16 protein-coding genes are annotated in these 18,722 nt (G+C 71.6%); 6 read left to right on the top strand and 10 right to left on the bottom strand.

Features of this window, described 5'->3' with window-relative positions; genetic code table 11:
- The coding region (locus M2271_RS33735; protein ID WP_280891210.1) for an IPT/TIG domain-containing protein at positions 1 to 687 on the top strand (687 nt) is incomplete at its 5' end.
- A 578-nt stretch (positions 688 to 1,265) separates the two neighbouring features.
- On the opposite strand, the gene M2271_RS33730 is transcribed toward M2271_RS33735, so the two are convergent.
- From M2271_RS33730 to M2271_RS33715, 4 genes are all read right to left on the bottom strand, one after another.
- Positions 1,266 to 1,727 carry an ATP-binding protein gene (locus M2271_RS33730; protein ID WP_280891209.1) on the bottom strand — a complete coding sequence of 154 codons (462 nt, stop codon included), beginning with the start codon at positions 1,725 to 1,727 and terminating at the stop codon, positions 1,266 to 1,268.
- 476 nt (positions 1,728 to 2,203) lie between these two features.
- Positions 2,204 to 3,178: an acyl-CoA dehydrogenase family protein gene (locus tag M2271_RS33725; protein ID WP_280891208.1), complete on the bottom strand. Its 975-nt coding sequence runs from the start codon at positions 3,176 to 3,178 to the stop codon at positions 2,204 to 2,206.
- 8 nt (positions 3,179 to 3,186) lie between these two features.
- Positions 3,187 to 4,320: an acyl-CoA dehydrogenase family protein gene (locus tag M2271_RS33720; protein ID WP_280891207.1), complete on the bottom strand. Its 1,134-nt coding sequence runs from the start codon at positions 4,318 to 4,320 to the stop codon at positions 3,187 to 3,189.
- A 47-nt stretch (positions 4,321 to 4,367) separates the two neighbouring features.
- Positions 4,368 to 5,561 carry an amidohydrolase family protein gene (locus M2271_RS33715; protein WP_280891206.1) on the bottom strand — a complete coding sequence of 398 codons (1,194 nt, stop codon included), beginning with the start codon at positions 5,559 to 5,561 and terminating at the stop codon, positions 4,368 to 4,370.
- A gap of 148 nt (positions 5,562 to 5,709) precedes the next feature.
- Here M2271_RS33715 and M2271_RS33710 point away from each other — a divergent pair, with 148 nt between their 5' ends.
- Positions 5,710 to 7,212 (top strand): AMP-binding protein, encoded by a 1,503-nt coding sequence (locus M2271_RS33710; RefSeq protein WP_280891205.1) that lies wholly within the window; start codon positions 5,710 to 5,712, stop codon positions 7,210 to 7,212.
- A 180-nt stretch (positions 7,213 to 7,392) separates the two neighbouring features.
- On the opposite strand, the gene M2271_RS33705 is transcribed toward M2271_RS33710, so the two are convergent.
- Positions 7,393 to 7,905, bottom strand: a complete 513-nt coding sequence (locus M2271_RS33705) for an EF-hand domain-containing protein (protein ID WP_280891204.1) — start codon at positions 7,903 to 7,905, stop codon at positions 7,393 to 7,395.
- 165 nt (positions 7,906 to 8,070) lie between these two features.
- Positions 8,071 to 8,451: an STAS domain-containing protein gene (locus M2271_RS33700; RefSeq protein ID WP_280891203.1), complete on the bottom strand. Its 381-nt coding sequence runs from the start codon at positions 8,449 to 8,451 to the stop codon at positions 8,071 to 8,073.
- Between the two features lie 506 nt (positions 8,452 to 8,957).
- Between M2271_RS33700 and M2271_RS33695 the strand changes: the two genes are divergently transcribed.
- Both M2271_RS33695 and M2271_RS33690 read left to right on the top strand, forming a co-directional pair.
- Positions 8,958 to 9,539 (top strand): sigma-70 family RNA polymerase sigma factor, encoded by a 582-nt coding sequence (locus tag M2271_RS33695; RefSeq protein ID WP_280891202.1) that lies wholly within the window; start codon positions 8,958 to 8,960, stop codon positions 9,537 to 9,539.
- Positions 9,536 to 10,777 carry a zf-HC2 domain-containing protein gene (locus M2271_RS33690; protein WP_280891201.1) on the top strand — a complete coding sequence of 414 codons (1,242 nt, stop codon included), beginning with the start codon at positions 9,536 to 9,538 and terminating at the stop codon, positions 10,775 to 10,777. Before M2271_RS33695 ends, M2271_RS33690 begins: the two co-directional genes overlap by 4 nt.
- A 57-nt stretch (positions 10,778 to 10,834) precedes the next feature.
- Here the strand turns inward: M2271_RS33690 and purU are convergent, their stop codons facing one another.
- Together purU and M2271_RS33680 are read right to left on the bottom strand one after the other, a co-directional pair.
- The gene (gene purU, locus M2271_RS33685) at positions 10,835 to 11,716 is read right to left on the bottom strand and encodes a formyltetrahydrofolate deformylase (protein ID WP_280891200.1); all 882 of its coding nucleotides are present in this window, start codon (positions 11,714 to 11,716) and stop codon (positions 10,835 to 10,837) included.
- Positions 11,717 to 11,810: 94 nt separating this feature from the next.
- The gene (locus M2271_RS33680; RefSeq protein WP_280891199.1) at positions 11,811 to 12,311 is read right to left on the bottom strand and encodes a hypothetical protein; all 501 of its coding nucleotides are present in this window, start codon (positions 12,309 to 12,311) and stop codon (positions 11,811 to 11,813) included.
- Positions 12,312 to 12,428: 117 nt separating this feature from the next.
- Between M2271_RS33680 and M2271_RS33675 the strand changes: the two genes are divergently transcribed.
- On the top strand, positions 12,429 to 13,730 hold the full coding sequence (locus M2271_RS33675; protein WP_280891198.1) for an ABC transporter substrate-binding protein: 1,302 nt from the start codon (positions 12,429 to 12,431) through the stop codon (positions 13,728 to 13,730).
- A 131-nt stretch (positions 13,731 to 13,861) separates the two neighbouring features.
- On the opposite strand, the gene M2271_RS33670 is transcribed toward M2271_RS33675, so the two are convergent.
- Together M2271_RS33670 and M2271_RS33665 are read right to left on the bottom strand one after the other, a co-directional pair.
- Positions 13,862 to 15,529: a hypothetical protein gene (locus tag M2271_RS33670; RefSeq protein ID WP_280891223.1), complete on the bottom strand. Its 1,668-nt coding sequence runs from the start codon at positions 15,527 to 15,529 to the stop codon at positions 13,862 to 13,864.
- Between the two features lie 792 nt (positions 15,530 to 16,321).
- Positions 16,322 to 17,707 (bottom strand): transcriptional regulator, encoded by a 1,386-nt coding sequence (locus tag M2271_RS33665; protein ID WP_280891197.1) that lies wholly within the window; start codon positions 17,705 to 17,707, stop codon positions 16,322 to 16,324.
- A 328-nt stretch (positions 17,708 to 18,035) separates the two neighbouring features.
- Between M2271_RS33665 and M2271_RS33660 the strand changes: the two genes are divergently transcribed.
- Entirely contained in the window at positions 18,036 to 18,689 is a 654-nt protein-coding gene (locus M2271_RS33660; protein WP_280891196.1) for a bifunctional DNA primase/polymerase, read from the top strand.
- Positions 18,690 to 18,722: the final 33 nt, after the last annotated feature.

Raw genomic sequence — 18,722 nt, 5'->3', positions numbered from 1 at the left:
GGCGCGACGGCGGTCAGCTTCGGCGGGGTCGCCGCGACCTCTTTCACCGTCAACTCGGCCACCCAGATCACCGCGGTCACCCCGCCCCACACGGCGGGCGCCGCGGCCGTCATCGTGACCGCCCCCGGCGGCAGCAGCGACCCCGACAATCCCAGCGCGTACTTCTTCTACGCCGCTTCCCCCTCGCTCGCCACCGTCACCCCTTCGTCCGGAAGCACGGTCGGCGGCGCCACGGTCGCCCTGACCGGCAACGACCTGCTCGGCGCGACAGCGGTGAGCTTCGGCGGGGTCGCCGCGACCTCTTTCACCGTCAACTCGGCCACCCAGATCACCGCGGTCACCCCGCCCCACACGGCCGGCACCGCCGCCGTCACCGTGACCACCCCCGGCGGCACCAGCAACCCCGTCGGCTACGTCTACCTGACGCTGCCCGCCCTGCTCGCCCTCGCCCCCGACCAGGGACCGACGCAGGCCGGCACCGTCGTCACCGTGACCGGCACCGACCTCACCACCACGACCGAAGTCCGGTTCGGTGCCACCCCCACGGCGTTCACGGTCGTCTCCCCCACCCAAGTCACCGCCATGGCTCCGGCAGGCGCCAGCGGGCCGGTCAACGTCACGGTCACCACCGCCGCCGGTACCAGCAATCCCCTCACCTACACCCGGGTCCCCGCTCCCGGTATCTGATCAGCGGCTGCCGCGGCCGGGCGGCAGGTCCCCACCTCCGCCCGGCCCCGGCTGTCGCGACGGCAGCAGGGCAGCGCGCACCGCCATCCGACTGCGGCGTCCCCACCCCTGTCCCCTGCTTCCCCCTGAGGGAACCGACGCCGCCTCACGACGCGCACTCGACGAGGACTTCCGTCACCGAATCCCTCGACGTCCCCTCGCGGCGAATCGCTCCCTCAAGCGTGGTCAGACGGATACGGGGCGTCAACACCCCATCAGCAATTCACCACTTATGCGCGGTTTGCCGCGGGCGCACATCGAAGCACTTCCCGGCGCACCCCTCTCACCCCCGCAGGGGATACGGGGATCTTGTGCACCCGTACACCCGTACACCCATGCGCCCATACGGCCGTGCGCCCGTGTGCCCGTGCGCCCATACGGCCGTGCGCCCGTGTGCCCGTGTGCCCATACGGCCGTGCGCCCGTGTGCCCATACGGCCGTGCGCCCGCACAGCCATGGGCCCGCCACACCCGCGCACCCGCGCACCCGCGCACCCGCGCACCCGCGCACCCGCAGCAGCGACCGCGACCCGGCGCCCGTCACACGGCCTCGTAGGCCAGCCCTTCGCGCGCCGAGGTGGCGCCGGCGCAGGCCGCTGCGTTCTCCCGGGTCTCCGCGCACCGGTCCAGTTCGCACCAGATGCGCTTGCCCGCGCCTTCGGCGCTCCAGCCCCAGCGGTCGGCGAGACCGTCGACAAGGGCGAGGCCCCGGCCGCCGGTCGCGTCGCTGTCCGCGCACCGCGGCACCGGGGCGCGGTTGCTGATGTCGTCCACCTCAAGGCGGACGGTGCCCGGTTCCGCGGCGACGCCGGGCAGGGACAGCCGCAGCACGGCCGGACAGCCGGTGTGCACCACGGCGTTGGTGACGAGTTCGGAGACGAGCAGGATCAGGGTCTCGGCGAGCGCCTCGTCGGCCCCTATCCCGGACCCGGCGAGCCGCGAGCGGGCCCACATCCGGGCTCTTCCCACCTCAGCGGGGTCTGGCCGGATTTCCAGCTGCACTTGAAGCACCTGCACCGCTCACACCATCCGAACCGGCGGGCACATAGCCTCGCGCCTCCCGAGGGCCACGATCGCAGCCATTCTTTGCATGACCAGAACAACGACCTGAGCCAGGGTCACGGAACGTGAATCCCTTGTGGAACAGCCTGGTTGACGTACAGTCACGGCAACAAGCGCTTCGGGCATATTCCAGCGCGAAGGAGTACCCGTGCGGCATACTGTGCGACGCTCTCCACCAGGGGTCGAACAAGCAGGGGAAACACCGGCATCACTGGTGCTCGGGACCACTCGCATCTCACACAAGGTACCGGAATCTCACCCAGGACACCGCAGGGGAAGACCGACTCCGAGACGTGAGGAGTCGGACCCAGGACACAACCTGGTATCAACGCTGAGTGATTACGGTGATCCACGATCCGTGACAACCGCCCGGGGCGTCCTGCCGACGGACCAGCCCAGCGGCCTCGGCGCCACGCTCAGGTCACCAGCTCTTCGGCGAGCCTGTCCTCACTCTCCGTGCCGCCACCGCCGCGTCGGGATCGCACCCAGGCCCGCTTGAGGTGCAGATGCACGTCGCTCTCCCAGGTGAACCCCATTCCGCCGTGCACCTGGAGACAGTCCCGCGTGTTCCGCTGAGCCGCCTCGTCGGCGAGCAGCCGCGCCGCCGCGATGTCCGTTGGGTCGGCGGTGACGGCGGCGGCGTACACGGCCGCCCGAGCCACCTCCGCCCGCACCAGCATGTCGGCACAGAGATGCTTGACCGCCTGAAACCCCCCGATCGGCTGCCCGAACTGCTCCCGCGCCCGGGCGTGTTGCACGGCCAGCTCACACGCGCGCGTGGCGGTGCCCAGCTGCTCGGCGGCAGTGAGGAGGCTGGCGATGGCGACGGGGGCGGCGGAAGCGGAAGCAGAGGCGGAACCGGAAGCAGGGGAGGCGGCGGAAGCGGAAGCAGAGGCGGAAGCAGAGGAGGGTCCCAGGGACCGCGCCAAGGTCCCGGACACCCGGTGCAGAGGTGTCAGCGGGTCCACCGACCGCAGCGGGACCACCCCCTCCGGACCGGCGCCCTCGGCAGTCGCTCCCCGCACGACGTCCGCCTCCCCCCACCACTCCACCAACCCCCCGTCGACGGCCGCCACGACCACCTCGCCCTCCGCCGCCCCCGGCACCGCCCCGGCGGCGAGATGCGTGGCGATCAGTGGTCCGGGCAGCAGGACGCGGCCCGCCTCCTCGAAGACCAGCGCCGCTTCGGGCAGCCCCAGTCCGACCCCGCCCTCCGTCTCGGGCAGCCGCAGCGCGAAGAACCCCGCCTCGCCGAGCTCGCGCCACAGGACCCGGTCCAGGCGGGGTGCCGCCACGGCGGCCCGCAGCGCCTCGCTGTCGAATCGGCGGGCCAGCAGCTGTCGTACGCCGTCCCGCAAGGCCCGCTGGTCCTCGGTGGGGTGGAATCGCATAGGTACCGTCACCGCCCCTTCGGCAGCCCGAGGATCCGCTCGGCCACGATGTTCCGCTGGATCTGGGAGGTGCCCGCGGCGATGGTGTACGACAGCGAGGAGAGCCGGTCCAGCGTCCACGGCCGGTCGAGGTCCAGGGAGTCCGGGCCGAGGACGTCGGCGGCGGTGTCGTAGAGCTCCTGCCGGGCGTGCGAGTACCTCAGCTTGAAGACCGAGCCCCCTACGCCCGGGACACCCCCGCTCGCCTCCGCCTCGCTGACGTTCCACTGAGTCAGCCGCCACAGCGCGCGGAACTCGGCGTTCAGCCTGCCCAGTCGCCGCCGCAGCGCCGGGTCGTCCCAGCGGCCGTTCCTCCGCGCCTCGCGGGCCAGTTCGCCCAGCACCCGGCGGCAGGCGACCACCTCGCCGACGAAGGCCGTGCCGCGTTCGAAGGACAGCGTCACCATCGTCACCCGCCAGCCGTCGTTCTCCGCGCCGACCCGGTTGGCCACCGGCACCCGCACCTCGTCGAGAAACACCTCCGCGAACTCCGCCGACCCCGCGAGGGTCCGCAGCGGCCGTACGGTGACGCCCGGCGCGTCCATGGGCATCGCGAGCCAGGTGATACCCCGGTGCTTGGGTGCCGAAGGATCCGTGCGGACCAGCAGCTCGCACCAGTCGGCGACTTCCGCGTGCGAGGTCCAGACCTTGGCGCCGGTCACCACGTAGTCGTCGCCGTCGCGGCACGCGCGCGTGCGCAGCGCAGCGAGGTCCGACCCGGCGTCCGGTTCGCTGAAGCCCTGGCACCACACCTCCTCCCCGCGCAGGATCGGCGGCAGCCAGCGCGCCCGCTGGACGTCGGTCCCTTCGGCGGCGATCGTCGGCCCCGCGTGCAACAGCCCCACGAAGCTCGCGCCCACATAGGGGGCGCCCGCCTTCTCCGTCTCCTCCAGGAAGATCAGCCGGGTGGTCGGGGAGGCGTCCCAGTGGACGTCGGCGTATCCGGCGTCGTACAGCATCCGCTGCCAGCCGAGGTCGTAGGCGCGGCGTCCGGGCCAGTCGTCGGGGGACGGCCGGTCCGGCAGCACGGGCAGCACCTTGCCCAGCCACTCCCTCAGCCGCGCCCGGAACTCCTCCTCCTCCGGGGTGTACGAGAGGTCCATTTCCCGTCTGCCTCTCTATCTGCCTGGCTGCCGGTCTGCCTGGCTGTCTACCGGTCGAAGTCCAGGTCCAGCATGCGGATCGCGTTGCCCCGCATCAGCTTGTAGACCGTCTCGTCGTCGAGGCCCTTCACATGGTCCAGGGCGACTTCCTTGGTGTGCGGGAAGGTCGAGTCGACGTGCGGGTAGTCGGTCTCGAAGGTCGCGTTGTCCCGGCCGACGACGTCCAGCGAGGCGACCCCGTGCTGGTCGCGGAAGAAGCAGCAGAAGATCTGCCGGTAGTAGTACGTCGACGGCGGCTCCGGGATCGTGTCGCGGACGCCGCCCCAGGCGCGGTGCTCCTCCCAGACGTCGTCGGCGCGTTCCAGGGCGTACGGGATCCAGCCCATCTGCCCTTCGGAGTAGGCGAGTTTGAGCCGGGGAAACCTCACCAGCACGCCGCTGAAGAGGAAGTCCATCATCGACGCCATGGCGTTGTTGAAGCTGAGTGCTGCCTGGACGGCGGGCGGGGCGTCGGGCGAGGCGGCCGGCATCTGGGAGCTGCTGCCGATGTGCATGTTGACGACCGTGCCGGTGTCCTGGCAGATGGCGAAGAACGGGTCCCAGTAGCCGGAGTGGATCGACGGGAGCCCCAGATGGGTGGGGATCTCGGAGAAGGTCACCGCACGCACCCCGCGGGCCGCGTTGCGCCGGATCTCCTCGACCGCGAGGCCGATGTCCCACAGCGGGATCAGGCACAGCGGGATCAGCCGGCCGCCGCTGCCCCCGCACCACTCCTCGACCATCCAGTCGTTGTAGGCGCGCACACAGGCCAGCGCGACCTCCTTGTCGTGCGCCTCGGCGAAGGTCTGCCCGCAGAAGCGGGGGAAGGAGGGGAAGCAGAGGGAGGCCTCGACATGGTTGAGGTCCATGTCCGCGAGTCGCGCGACGGGGTCCCAGCAGCCGCGCCGCATCTCCTCGCGGGTGATCCCCTCCAGGGTCATCTCGTCCCGGTCGAAGCCGACGGCGGCGATGTTGCGTTTGTACGGGAACTTCAGGTCCTCGTAGATCCACCAGTCGGTCGGCTGGCCGTCCGGATCCATCGTGATCTGGTACTTGCCGCCCACGTACGCGAGTTCACCGATCCCGGCGGTGAGGGGCTGGGGCCCGCGGTCCCGGTACTTCTGCGGCAGCCACGTCGCGAAGAGGTGCGCGGGCTCGATCACATGGTCGTCGACGCTGATGATGCGGGGCAGTTCGGTCATGGATCCCCTCCGCCTGACACAGTCATCTGACGGGTCGTCAGATCAACCTCCCCCAGCAGGCTAGTCGCGCGCCTCTGGACCGACAAGGCGCCGGGCCCTACGCTCTGCCCATTATCTGACTGCCCGTCAGTTATACGAGGGGGCCGCCGTGACCGACACCGCCCGTGCGCTCAGCACCTCACGCACCCTCTGGGACCTGGTCGCCCGCCGCGCCGACCTCACCCCTGACCGCCCCGCCCTCCTCCAGGACGACCGCTCACTGAGCTTCGGGGAGCTGCGCGATGGGGCCGAGCGGGTGGCGGCGGGCCTGTACGACATGGGCGTACGCCCCGGCACGGTCGTCGCCTGGCAGCTGCCCACCCGGATCGAGACGGCCCTGCTGTCCTTCGCGCTGGCCCGCCTGAGCGCCGTACAGAGCCCGGTCATCCCGTTCTACCGGGACCGCGAGGTCGGGTTCGCGCTGCGCGAGTCGAAGGCGGAGTACTTCGCGGTGCCGGGCGAGTGGCGTGGCTTCGACCACACGGAGATGGCCCGGCGGCTCGGCGCCAAGGGGATCTTCGAGGCGTACGACGTCCTGCCCGACGGCGACCCGTCCGTCCTCCCCGCCCCGCCCGCCGACGGCACCTCGGTCCGCTGGATCCACTGGACCTCCGGGACGACCTCCGCCCCCAAGGGCGTCCTGCACACGGACCGTTCACTGATCGCGGGCGGATCGTGCCTCGCCCACGCGCTGTGCCTGTCGGCGGACGACGTCGGCTCGATGGCTTTCCCGTACGCGCACATCGCCGGGCCCGACTACACGGTCATGCTGCTGCTGTACGGCTTCCCGGCGGTGATGTTCGAGCAGTTCGCGCTGCCGGACGCGCTGGCGGAGTACCGCAGGCACGGGGTGACCGTGGCCGGCGGCTCCACGGCCTTCTACACGATGTTCCTGGCCGAGCAGCGCAAGCAGCCGGGAGCGCCGGTCATTCCCTCGCTGCGGCTGCTCGCGGGCGGCGGGGCGCCCAAGCCACCGGAGGTGTACCGCGCCGTCGTACGGGAGATGGGGGTGCAGCTCACCCACGGGTACGGCATGACCGAGGTGCCGATGATCACGATGGGGGCGCCGGACGACACCGCGGAGAACCTCGCGACGACGGAGGGGCGGCCGCCGGAGGGGATGGAGATACGGATCGTCGACGGGGAGGTGCGGCTGCGCGGGGAGGCCGTCTGCCAGGGCTATCTGGACCCGGCGCAGACGGCGGAGGCGTTCGACGAGGACGGCTTCCTGCGCACCGGGGACCTCGGGTACGTCACCGGCAGCGGGCATCTGGTGCTGACCGGCCGACTCAAGGACGTGATCATCCGCAAGGGGGAGAACATCTCCGCCAAGGAGATCGAGGACCTGCTGCACGCACACCCCTCGGTGGGCGACGCGGCCGTGGTCGGGCTCCCGGACGCGGAGCGCGGGGAGCGGGTGTGCGCGGTGGTGGAGCAGCCGCCGGGGGCCGAGGAGCTGACCCTGGAGGCGGTGACGTCGTATCTGCGCGCGCAAGGTCTGTCACCGCACAAGCTGCCCGAGCAGCTGGAGGTGGTGGACGCCCTTCCACGGGGCGAGACACTGCGGAAGGTACTGAAGTACGAGCTGCGTGAGCGGTACGCGGGGGCGTGAGCGGTGCGCAGGGGCGTGAGCGGTACGCGGGGGCGTGAGCTCCGAGCGGCGGCCGTGGTCGCTGGGGGCCCTTGACGTAACTGCTGTTCGGGAACCGCGGAGTAGTCGCCGGGGCCCTTGACATGACGGCTGTTCGGAAGCCGTGGAGTAACGGCGGGTTCGGGGACCGTGAGGCAGCGGCTACTCGGGAACCGTGAAGTAGCGGGCGAACGCCGTCACGATCTCTGTTTCGCCGATCTTGCCGTCGACGTCCGTGTCGAGGGCGGAGGTGACCGTGTGGGCGGCCTCCTCGGTCGCGCCGAGGGCCTTCAGTACCCGGGCGGTGTCCTCGACGGTGGCCCGGCCGTCCCCGTCGGCGTCCGCGACGGCGAGGGCCGCGTGCAGGAAGGGGCGGGCGATCTCGGCGAACCGGTCAGGGTTGTCGCGCAGCCGCTTGACCGCGCAGTTGACGAACTCCCCCCGGGTGATCCGCTGGTCGCCGTCCCGGTCCGCGATGCCGGCCATGCCCTGCCAGAACGCCTCGGCACCGCCATACAGGGACTGCCCCTTGTCGGAGCGGGCCGCCGTACCGAACTCGGCGAGCACCGCCTTGGCCGCCACACTGAAGTCCGCGCGGTCGATGTAGCCGTTGCCATCCTGGTCGAAGGTGGCGAACCGGACGGCGATCCTGCGCTCGTACTCGTTGCTGGCCATGTCTGTTCGGACCGCCTTACCTCACCGTCGGGTGCATCTGGCACGGAGCGTACGACGGGAAAGCCTCTCCGGGCGCGCGAAAGCGACGCTTGTGCCGAGACCGACGGAATTTCGGGACAACCGCGTAGCAGCCACGTTGCCCGAGGTCGGCCGATGGGGCGCCGCTCACGCCGAGAGCGGGTTCGCATCCTCCCGGACCGCCGAGTCCACATCCGGATGGACGTCGAACAGACGGCGGACACCCAGCGCGCCCAGCACCCGGTTGACGTGGGAGCCGTCCTCGGCGCCGTGGGCCGGGAGGATCAGGCGCAGCCGGCCCTGGCAGGAGCTCATGAGGCGGCGGGAGGCGATGAGCACGCCGACGCCGCTGGAATCGCAGAAGAACACCTCGGAGAGATCGAGGACGAGACTGTGGCGGCCCTCGGCCACCTCGTCGTGCACCCGCTGACGCAGCACCGGCGACGTCACCAGGTCCAGCTCGCCCGACACCTGGAGCACGGCCCACTCGCCCTGCCCACCGTTGGTCACATTGAACGCCACCACCATGCCCTTCGCTCGCCCGAACCTAAACGGAAGCTTTCCCTACGCTTCCTTGCAGCGCGGCTGCCCAGCGGCCGTTCCCTGAAACACCCGCCCAGAAACGGAAGCCGACGGGAAGAGGCTTGTTCTAGGCGCCTTCGATCCTGTTCGATCGCTTCTGATCGGTGGACGACCGGGTAGGCACGCCCCAGGGCGCCGGGCCGGAGGGCCATTACCACCCACGGCTCCCCGGGGGCGCTCATTGCGACAAAGGGGCGTGGGCTGTCGGAGGTGCCGACTACATTCGAGGAGACGGTGGGCTCCGGCTCTCCAAGGACGAAGGCCGGGACAAAGGCCAGAACAAAGGGCGGGACAAGGGCGGGACAAGGGCGAGACAAGGGCGAGACAAGGGCGAGACAAGGGCGAGACAAGGGCGGAACAAGGCCCGGAACAAAGGCAGGGACAAAGGCCGAGACAAAGGCCGGGACAAAGGCATGCCGAGGGCAGGGACAAGGGCAGGCCGAGGGAGCCGCATGGCGAAGAAAGACGCACCGCCCCGCTGGGACCGCAAGATGCAGCAGCGTCTCGCGCGCGGTGAGGCGGCCGCCCTCGGCGAGCTCTACGACCGCTTCGCTTCACTCGTGCACGGACTCGCCCACCGCGTGCTCGGTGATGAACGTGCCGCCGACGGCGTCACCCGCGAGGTCTTCGCCTTTGTCTGGGAACACCCCGACTCCTACGATCCCCAGCAGGGCCCCCTGCGCTCCTGGGTCGCCGCCCTGACCCACCGCCTCGCCGTGCAGAGACTGCGCGCCACCGAGGCCGCCGCGCTGCCCCAGGAGGACCACGGCAGCACCGAGGACCTGGAGCGCAAGGTCCGCCATGCCTCGGTCGCCGCCCGCGCCGACTACATCGTCCAGTCCATGCCCGTCCCGCTGCGTGCCGCTCTGGAGCTGGCCTACTTCCAGCGCCGCGACTACCGCCAGGCCGCCATCGACCTGGACGTCACCGAGGACGAGGCCCGCCGCCGCCTCCGCCTGGGCCTGCAGCTCCTCTCCACGGCCCACGACGCCGCCGCACCCGGAGCACCGCCCGAATACGGGGGCGCGGCGTGAACGACGCGGACCGTCCGCCCCCCATCCCCCTCCCCATCCCCCTCCCCCGCGCCTCCGTCGAGGACGGCGGACGTCCGTTGCCCTCGCCGGCGGAGCTGGGGGGTGCGGCGCCCCCGCCCGCTCCGCTGGTCCTGGAGCACCACGTCCTGAAGTCCCTCCTCGGGGCGTGGGCGCTGGCCGCCTGCTCGCCGGAGGAGACGGAGGCCGTCGAGGAGCACCTGAGCGACTGCGGAACCTGCGCCGACGAGGCCCTGCGGCTGCGTGACGCGGTCGGCCTGCTGCGCCGCCCGGAGAGCCTCGACCTCGATCCCGGTCTGCGCACCCGCGTCCTGGGCAGTTGCCTCGGCCGGCGCCCGCCGCGCATCCCGGTGCCCGAGTGGGCGACACCGTACGACGCCGAGACCGCCCGGCTCGACGCCCTGCTCCAGGACATAGGCGTCGCAGAGTGGCACGCGCCCGTGCGGCTGCGCTGGTTCGAGGGCGCGGGTGCGACGAGCCGTCGTACGACGGTCGCCGGGGTCATCGCGCATCTGCTGACGGTCGACGGCCTGGTCGCGGTCGCGCTCGGCCTCGACGACCCGCTGGGCGACGTGGAGGCGCGGGAGCCGACGCCGGCCGCGCGCACCGAGGCGTACTGGCGGGCCTCGCACTTCCCGCCGACCCGCGCGGTGCGCGTGCCCTGGCGGGAGCAGAGCCACGACCTGGTGCGCACGGTGTCGTTCACGGGCGGCGGCACCGGCAGACCGGCGGTTCCGTACGGCGACTTCGAGCTGCCGCTGCACGACGCGATGCTGGACCGCGCCTTCGAGTGCTGGGTGCACGCGGAGGACATCGCCGATGCGGTGGACTACCCGTACGATCCGCCCTCGCCGCGCCACCTCAACCGCATGATCGACCTCGCGGCCCGGATGCTTCCCGGCGTGCTGGCGCTCCGACGCCGTACGGGGCTGGCCTCACCGGCCCTCGGCCGCCGCCTCGTCCCCGCGGGCGAACCCGGCCGCAGCCTCCGACTGGAGATCGAGGGCCTGGGCGGCGGCGACTGGCTGATCCCCCTGGACTCCCCCGCCGCGATCGGCTCCGCCGACCACGAGGTGGCCCACGTGGCCCTGGACGGCGTCGAGTTCTGCCGCCTGGCAGCGGGCCATGTGTCACCGACGGAGGCGGCGGCAGGCCAGGACGGGGACCGGGAGGCGATCAGGGACGTCCTGTTCGCGGCATCGTCGCTGAGCAGGATGTAGCTGCCGGGCGACAGCGGCTGCCAGGCGAACACGACCAGGTGTGCGACCAGGTGTGGACTAGGCGAACACAACCGTCCGCCGCCCGTTCAGCAGGATCCGCCGCTCCGCATGCCACTTCACGGCCCGGGCCAACGCCTGACACTCCACATCGCGCCCGACCGCCACCAGCTGTTCCGGTGTCACCTCGTGGCCCACCCGCTCGACCTCCTGCTCGATGATCGGCCCCTCGTCGAGATCCGCCGTCACGTAGTGAGCCGTGGCCCCGATCAGCTTCACACCTCGCGCATGCGCCTGGTGATACGGCTTCGCACCCTTGAAGCTCGGCAGGAACGAGTGGTGGATGTTGATGATCTGCCCGCTGAGCTGCTTGCACAGGTCGTCGGAGAGCACCTGCATGTACCGGGCGAGCACCACCAGCTCGACGTCCTGCTCGCGCACCAGCTCCAGCAGTCGCGCCTCGGCCTCGGCCTTGGTGTCCTTCGTCACCGCAATGTGGTGGAAGGGAACGTCGTACGACCCCACGAGCTCGGCGAAGTCGGTGTGGTTGGACACCACGGCCGCGATGTCCACCGGCAGTGCGCCGATCCGCGCGCGGAACAGCAGGTCGTTCAGGCAGTGCCCGAACTTGCTGACCATCAGGACGATCCGCATCCTGTCCTCGGCTCGGTGTATCTGCCATTCCATGTGGAAGGCGTCACCGATCGCCGCGAAGCTCGCCCGCAGCTTGTCCACGGTCACCGGCGCGTCCGCCGAGAAGTGGACCCGCATGAAGAACAGTGCCGTGTCGTGGTCGCCGAACTGCTGACTGTCCTCGATGTTGCAACCGGTCATGAACAAGTAGCTCGACACGGCGTGCACGATGCCCTGCTTGTCGGGGCAGGACAGGGTGAGGACGTACTGGTCCGCGGGGGCGACGACTCGGGTGGACTGCTCGTTCATGCGGGACAGGGTCCCATATCGGTGACCGGGGCGTGGTGCCGTCTCGCTCCGCAGACCGGGGCGGGGGACCGGGTACGGCGGACCGGGTACGGCCCTACGCCGAGCGCGTCATGATCCGCAGCACCTCGAGCGTGCGCGGCTGGGCGTCCGCGTCGTCGCCGTCGGCCGCCGCCATCCGCACGTGCGCGTCCCGCGCCGCCCGCACCGCCTCCGGCCAGCCGGGGTGGTCGACGTACGCGGAGACCGGGGCGTCGGGCCCGACCTGGTGCATGATCCGCAGCACCCGCAGGACGGCGCTGTCGACGAGCGCCGCCTCCTGGGAGTCCCGGAAGATCGTGCCGACGTACTTCTCGGCGGACCAGTTGTCCAGCCAGGTGTCCTCGACGAGGCGGTACACGGCGTCGGTGACGTCGCCGTACCCCTCCACCCCCGCCAGCCAGACATCCCGCTGGAACACCGGGTCGGAGAGCATGTGCAGCGCGGAGCGCACGTTGCTGCGCCAGCGCCACCAGGGCATGTCGTTCTGTGGCATGCCGCCCATGGTGGCTGAGCGACGGCCGCGACGGGAAGAGTTCTCCGAACCTTGCACGGTCATCGATCGTACGTTCCTTTCCTCGGGGGGCTCACCACCCCTCGCTGTTCACCTTTACGTCACCTGTCCATAACCGAGAGTCACCCCCGGGTTGGCGGTGTGGCGGAAGCGTGTGTGTCCATGACCGGCAGGCGACGCACCCGCAGCACCTTCCTCCCCACGTTCACCCGGCGCGTCAGAGCGGCCGCCGTCTCGGCGGCGGCCCTGGTGGCGTGTGCGTCGCTCACCACCGGTTGCGGGGCCATCCCCGGTGTCACCGGGGACGTCGGGGACGAACCGATCAAGGTCATGACGTGGGCCCCGGAGAACACCAACGCCACCAACAAGCCGGGCATGCCCGCCTTCGCGAAGGCCTACGCCCGCTGGATCAACTCCCACGGCGGCCTCGATGGCCGCAAGCTCACCGTCCTGACCTGCAATGACCACAACGACAGCGTGACCGCGGCGAAGTGCGCCCAGCGCGCGGTCGACGAGGGCGTCGTCGCGGTCCTCGGCTCCTACAGCCAGCACGCCGACTCCTTCCTGGCGCCCCTGGAGGGCGCCGGCATCCCCTACATAGGCGGTTACGGCGTCACCGCCGCCGAGTTCACCAGCCCGCTGTCCTACCCCGTCAACGGCGGACAGCCCACCCTCCTGGCCGGTCTCGGCCGGGCGCTCACCGACTGCGGGCCGGTCGCGCTGGTCCGGCCCGACACCATCGCCGGCGACGAACTGCCCACGCTGCTCGACTCCGGGCTCACCGTCGGCGGACACCCGGCCGCGCAGGACGTGCGGGCGCCGGAGAAAGCCACCGAGTACTCCGAGAAGGCCGGCCGGGCGCTCGCGCGCACGACGACCGACTCGGCGAAGAAGGGCTGCGTGGTGCCCGCGCTCGGCGACGCCACAGGCACCTTCATGGACTCCTTCCGGCGTACCCGCGAGGACTACCCCGACGTACGGACCGCCATGGTGCTCGGCAACGTCGACCAGACGGAGATCAACGCCTCCGGCGGGCGGTCCGGGCCGTACGAGGGCTCGTACATCACCGGCTGGTACCCCGTGGAGAGCGACCCGCGCTGGAACCCCATGAAGAAGGTCATCAGCGCGGAGGCCTTCGGCGACAACCGCATCGACGCCGCGGACACCGGGGTGCAGACCACGTGGATCGCGTACACCGTCTTCAAGGAGATCGTCGAGTCGCTGGACGGCGAGGTGACCGCCGACACCGTACGGGGAGCCCTGGACCACGGGCAGAAGGTCACCACGGGCGGGCTGACGCCGGCCCTGCAGTGGAAGTTCCAGGGCTCGCTGGCCTCCGTCGGCTTCCCCCGCCTGGCCAACACCGAGGTGTCCCTGCAGATCGTCAGGCAGGGCCAGCTGGTGCTGGCCAAGAAGGGCTTCACCGACGTCACCAAGACGCTGAAGGACGCGGACCTGGGCTGAGGGACCGGTCGGCCGGGTCCTTCAGCCGGCCCGGATCCTTCAGTCGACTCGGCGCCTCCAGCCTGCCCGGGTCCCTCAGCCTGCCCGGGTCCCTCAGCCGGCGCGGATTCCTCAGTCGGTGCGGATCCGGGTCACAGCTGGGTGGGCTGACGCTCGGTCAGGCTCCAGGTCGTCGCGATCGCGTTCCACAGCTTGGCCGCCTTGACCTTCTCCTTGCTGGCGGTGCCGCTCGCCTGGTTACCGGCCTGGGTCTGGCCGGTGATGCGAGCCTGGCCCTTCTTGCAGCCCTTCTTGCCGGCCGCCTGGCCCGCCCAGGCGGCGTAGTGGTTGTCCGCCGACGCGGAAGCCTGCCATGCCTGGGTCAGGGCGTCCGTCAGCGCCGCGTGGGCGGGCAGCTTGTCGACCGAGAGCTTGGACAGCCGGGTCACCAGATCGGTGCGCTGCTGGGCCGCGCCCCGCAGGTCCTTGGCCGCCTGGCCCAGGTTCTTGCAGGACTTCACGTCCTCCACCGCGTTGATCACGGTGGTCCGGCTGCCGCCGCTGTCCGCGAGCAGCTTGTCCAGGGCCACGGCCTGCTGCTCGGCCGGATCGGCCGACGGCGAGGCGGAACCGTCGGTCGTGGAGGCCGTCGCGGAGACGGTCTGATTCTTGGCGTCGCCCTTGTCGTCGCCCCCGCCGGCGAGCAGCGCACCCGCGCCGATGCCGAGGACGGCGATACCGATGCCGACGGCGGCGATCACCGGCACCCGCGATCGGCTACGACCGCCCCGGCCACCGCCGTGACCGCCGTCCCCGTCGTCGTGCGTACCCTGCCGTCCGCCGCCGCCGGGCGCGCCGTACGACGGCTGCGCGGACTGTCCGTACGGCGGCTGGGCGCCGGGGGCGGCCTGGGGCTGCTGGAGAAGCGGCAGTTGCTGGGTCGCCGCGGCCTGGCCGGGCTCGGCGCCCGGGCCGCTGCGGAAGAGGTTGTCGAACTCGGCGGGCGGCTGCCGGTCCCCGCCGCTCGGTCCGCCGTAGGACGCCCCGGGAGGCTGCTGTCCGGGCACGGGCGCGATGAACTGCGTCGGCTCGGCGTCGGGGCCGGTGGCCGGCGGCAGCGCCCCGGCGCCGGGCCGGGGGGAGCCGCCGTGCGGTGCGCGGCCGAGGAACTGGGTCCCCTCGGCTGGTGACTCGGGCCCCGCCTCGGGCGGCAGCGCGCCGGGACCGACCGGCGGCAGGTACTGCGTGGCACCCTCGTCGGCCCCCGGGGCGACCGGCGGGATGTACGGGGTGGCCCCTTCGGCGGCGGGCGGCAGCGGAGCCCCGCCGGGGGCGTCGTACGCGCCGGCGGGGGGCAGCGGGGAGCCGCCGGGCGCGCTGTACCGGACGGGCACCTGCGCGGAGCCGGCGGTCTCGGGCGGCAGGGGCGCACCGGCGCCGGGAGCGTCGTACGCGCCACCGGACGGCGGCACGGGCGCACCGGAAGCGGCCGGGCCGTACGCGCCGGCCGACTGCGCGGAGGTGTCCGGGGGGCTGCCCTGGCCGACGGGCGGCAGGTAGTAGGAGGTGGGCGGGTCATCGCTGTGCCCCGTGGACTGCGGCGAGGCGCCTGCACCCGAGGAACCGTAGCTGTCGGCGCCGTAGGCCGACGGGCCGGACTCGGGGCTGCTCCAGGGCTGGTCGGCCGAGGACTGCCAGCCCTGCCCCGGCTGCGGGGCTGGTGCCTGCTGCTGGTCCGGGCCCCATGGCGTACCCCAGGCCTGACCGCCGGCCGGCGCCCCGGCCGACCCGGGCGCCTGCCCCGGCGTCCGGCCGTCCAGCTGCCCGTACGCCGATTCCGGCGCCTGGCCGTACGCCGAACCGTCGCCGTACGCCGAACCGGCCCCGTCGCCATAGGCCGAACCGGATTCCCGGCCATAGCCGGGGCCGGAACCCTGGCCGTAACCGGACCCGGAAGCCTGACCGTAGCCGGACCCGGACCCGTCCTGTCGGCCGTAATCCGAACCGGAGTTCTGGCCGTATGCCGCATTCCGCGCCTGATCGTGCGCCGAACCGGAACCCTGGCCGTACACCGAACCGGAACCCTGGTCCTGTGTCGAACCGGAGCCCTGGCCGTATGTCGAACCCTGCGCCTGGTCGTACGAGCGACCCGACGACGGCTGGCCGTGCGACGTGCCGGGGGCCAGCGGGGTGGGGCTGCTCGGCCGGCCGTATCCGCCTGTCATGCCCGGCAGCAGGGGTTCCCCGCCGTCGGAGGGCAGCACGATGCCTTCGCGCGCTTCGCGCGCGGGGGGCTCCTCGCCCTGTCCACTCTGCGTCACCGGGACTCCTACGAATGGGGGACCTTCGGAATCGTCGGTTCACGCTACCGGGTCCCCGGAGCCAGGTGCTACGCAGCTCAGGCCCTGACCTGCGTCCCTGTGACCGCCGTAACAGATCCACAGACGAATCCGGCGGTCGCCGTGACACCACCGTGACACCAACGCGCCCCTATCCGCTGCATATGGCCCCTTATACGGCCCCATTACTCTCGCTCCTCGCTCACCCCTCTCCCACTCGCGTCTCACTCCCGCTTTCGTTTCTGTTCGTTCAAGTCCTCATGGCGCCGAATCTCACGCCGCCGCCTGCAGATCCAGCCGCGCCCCGAACTCCCTTACCACGGCCTCGTCCCGGAACGGCTCCAGCCGCTGCTGGAAGTCGTCCAGGTACTCGGCGCCGCGGTTGGAGCGGAGGGTCTCCAGCAACTCCACCGCCTTCAGGCCCGTGTTGCAGGCCTGCTCCACCTCCCGCTGCTGCACCTGCGCGGTGGCCAGCAGGACGTAGCCGATCGCCCGGCGGCGGGCCCGCGATTCGGGGTGTCCGTCCAGGGACTCCCGGGCGCACCGCGCCGCCGCCTCGGCCTGTCCCAGGTCCCGGTGGCAGTGCGCCAACTCGTCCGCCAGATAGGCCTCGTCGAAGTGCGCGATCCACGCCGGGTCGTCACCCGCCGACGGGTCCGCCTGCTCCAGCGCGTCCACCGCCCGCCCGGCGGACACCTGGGCCGACCGTGCGTCACCCATCAACGCGTGCCCCCGCGCCTCCGCCGCATGGAACATCGCCTCCGCACGCGGGGTCACGCGCCCACGCGCCCCCTCCTGCGCCGCCCGCGCCAACTGCGCGATCTCCCGCGGGTTTCCGAGCTGCGCGGCGAGGTGACTCATGGACGCGGCCAGGACGTATCCGCCGTAGCCACGGTCGCCCGCCGCCTGTGCGAGCCGCAGCGCCTGGATGTAGTACCGCTGGGCCAGGCCCGGTTGGCCGGTGTCGACGGCCATGTAGCCCGTGAGTTCGGTGAGTCGGGCCACCGCCGCGAAGAGGTCCCGCCCGACCGCCTCCCGGTACGAGCCCGCCAGCAGCCCGGAGACCACACTGTTGAGGTAGTGCACGACGACCGGGCGCACATGCCCGCTGCCGTACTGGTGGTCCAGGTCGACCAGGGCCTGCGTCATCGCCCTGACCGCCGCCACGTCGGACTGCCCCACCCGGGGTCCGGCCGAGCGCGCGACCTGCGCGTCGGGCGAGGAGATCAGCCAGTCGCGGCTGGGCTCGACCAGCGCGGACGAGGCGACGGACGAGCCGGACAGGAAGTCCCGGCGGCCCACGTCACTGCGCCACAGCTCACACACCTGCTCGATGGCCCCCAGCACCGTCGGCGAGAACTGGAGACCCACGCCCGAAGCGAGGTTCTTGCCGTTGGCCATGCCGATCTCGTCGATCGTGACCGTCCGGCCGAGTTTGCGGCCGAGCGCCTCCGCGATGATCGCCGGAGCGCGTCCGCGTGGCTGCTGGCCGCGCAGCCAGCGCGCCACGGACGTCTTGTCGTACCGCAGATCGAGACCGTGCTCGGCGCCGCACATGTTGACCCTGCGGGAGAGCCCGGCGTTCGAACAGCCCGCTTCCTGGATGAGCGCCTGCAGCCGTTCGTTCGGCTGCCGCGCGATGAGAGGCCTGGCGGCCATGGCGTACCCCCTGTGGCTGCGGTGCCTGCCCACGCACCGAGTTGACGTGTCTTCAACGGACGGACTCCTGAACTCGCTGCTCTCGTCAGGAACGAAAAGATCCGGCCGTGAAGATCAATGCCCCGCGAATGCGGCGAAAATGCGAGGCATGCGAGGATTGCCGGGGTGATGGCGGTTGCCGCCCCCGTACCTGGCTACCCACCCCACGCCCCGGTTCCTCCTGCGCGCCCCCACACATGCACCCATGCGCCCCAGATGAGGAACCGATGCTCCTCCCCCGCGCGCGCTACAGCCGTAACCCGAGGTGGACGGGGGAGTTGAGTGGAGCGTGGAAGAGACGATCGCGGGCACCGAAGCCGTTCAGATTCCGAAGCAGCGCGGGGAATCGCTGCTGGAGACAGCCGTACGTTATGCCGAGGAGCGCCACTGGGACGTCTTTCCCGGGACCTGGCTGGTAGACGTCGACGGGGTGCCGCGCTGCTCGTGCGGGAACGCCGCGTGCGCCGCACCCGGCGCGCATCCGGCGCGCGCGGACTGGGGAACGCAGGCGACCGGCAGTGCGACCGTCGCGCGCCGGATGTGGCAGAAACAGCCGACGGCATCGATCCTGCTGCCGACGGGGCGGACGTTCGACGCGATCACCGTGCCGGAGACGGCCGGGTTCCTCGCACTGGCCCGGATGGAGCGGATGGAGTTGACGCTCGGTCCGGTGACGCTGACGCCGGACCGGCGGATGCAGTTCTTCGTGTTGCCGGGCGCGTCGGTGAAGGTTCCGGAGCTCGTGCGCAAGCTCGGCTGGTCCCCGTCGTCGCTCGATCTGGTCGCCCTGGGTGAGGGCGCGTACGTGGCCGGACCGCCGACCCGGTTCGGGTCCTCGGGGGCCGTGCAGTGGGCCTGCCGGCCGACGCCGGCGAACCGGTGGCTGCCGGACGCGGAGGAGTTGATCTCGCCACTCGCCTACGCCTGTGGCCGGGATCGATAACCCGCACCGAAGCGGCACGCTCCCCGACCGTAG

The organism is Streptomyces sp. LBL, from assembly GCF_029893585.1.
GTDB lineage: Bacteria > Actinomycetota > Actinomycetes > Streptomycetales > Streptomycetaceae > Streptomyces.
The sequence above is the reverse complement of the archived record's forward strand: the minus strand, read 5'-3'. Positions and strand labels throughout refer to the sequence as shown.

Excerpts from the sequence above, each read along its gene's own strand:
- M2271_RS33675 (WP_280891198.1), top strand. The coding sequence starts at position 12,429 with ATGACCGGCAGGCGACGCACCCGCAGCACCTTCCTCCCCACGTTCACC.
- M2271_RS33705 (WP_280891204.1), bottom strand. The coding sequence starts at position 7,905 with ATGGCCAGCAACGAGTACGAGCGCAGGATCGCCGTCCGGTTCGCCACC.
- purU (WP_280891200.1), bottom strand. The coding sequence starts at position 11,716 with ATGAACGAGCAGTCCACCCGAGTCGTCGCCCCCGCGGACCAGTACGTC.
- M2271_RS33695 (WP_280891202.1), top strand. The coding sequence starts at position 8,958 with ATGGCGAAGAAAGACGCACCGCCCCGCTGGGACCGCAAGATGCAGCAG.
- M2271_RS33715 (WP_280891206.1), bottom strand. The coding sequence starts at position 5,561 with ATGACCGAACTGCCCCGCATCATCAGCGTCGACGACCATGTGATCGAG.
- M2271_RS33700 (WP_280891203.1), bottom strand. The coding sequence starts at position 8,451 with ATGGTGGTGGCGTTCAATGTGACCAACGGTGGGCAGGGCGAGTGGGCC.
- M2271_RS33665 (WP_280891197.1), bottom strand. The coding sequence starts at position 17,707 with ATGGCCGCCAGGCCTCTCATCGCGCGGCAGCCGAACGAACGGCTGCAG.
- M2271_RS33720 (WP_280891207.1), bottom strand. The coding sequence starts at position 4,320 with ATGGACCTCTCGTACACCCCGGAGGAGGAGGAGTTCCGGGCGCGGCTG.
- M2271_RS33725 (WP_280891208.1), bottom strand. The coding sequence starts at position 3,178 with ATGCGATTCCACCCCACCGAGGACCAGCGGGCCTTGCGGGACGGCGTA.
- M2271_RS33680 (WP_280891199.1), bottom strand. The coding sequence starts at position 12,311 with ATGACCGTGCAAGGTTCGGAGAACTCTTCCCGTCGCGGCCGTCGCTCA.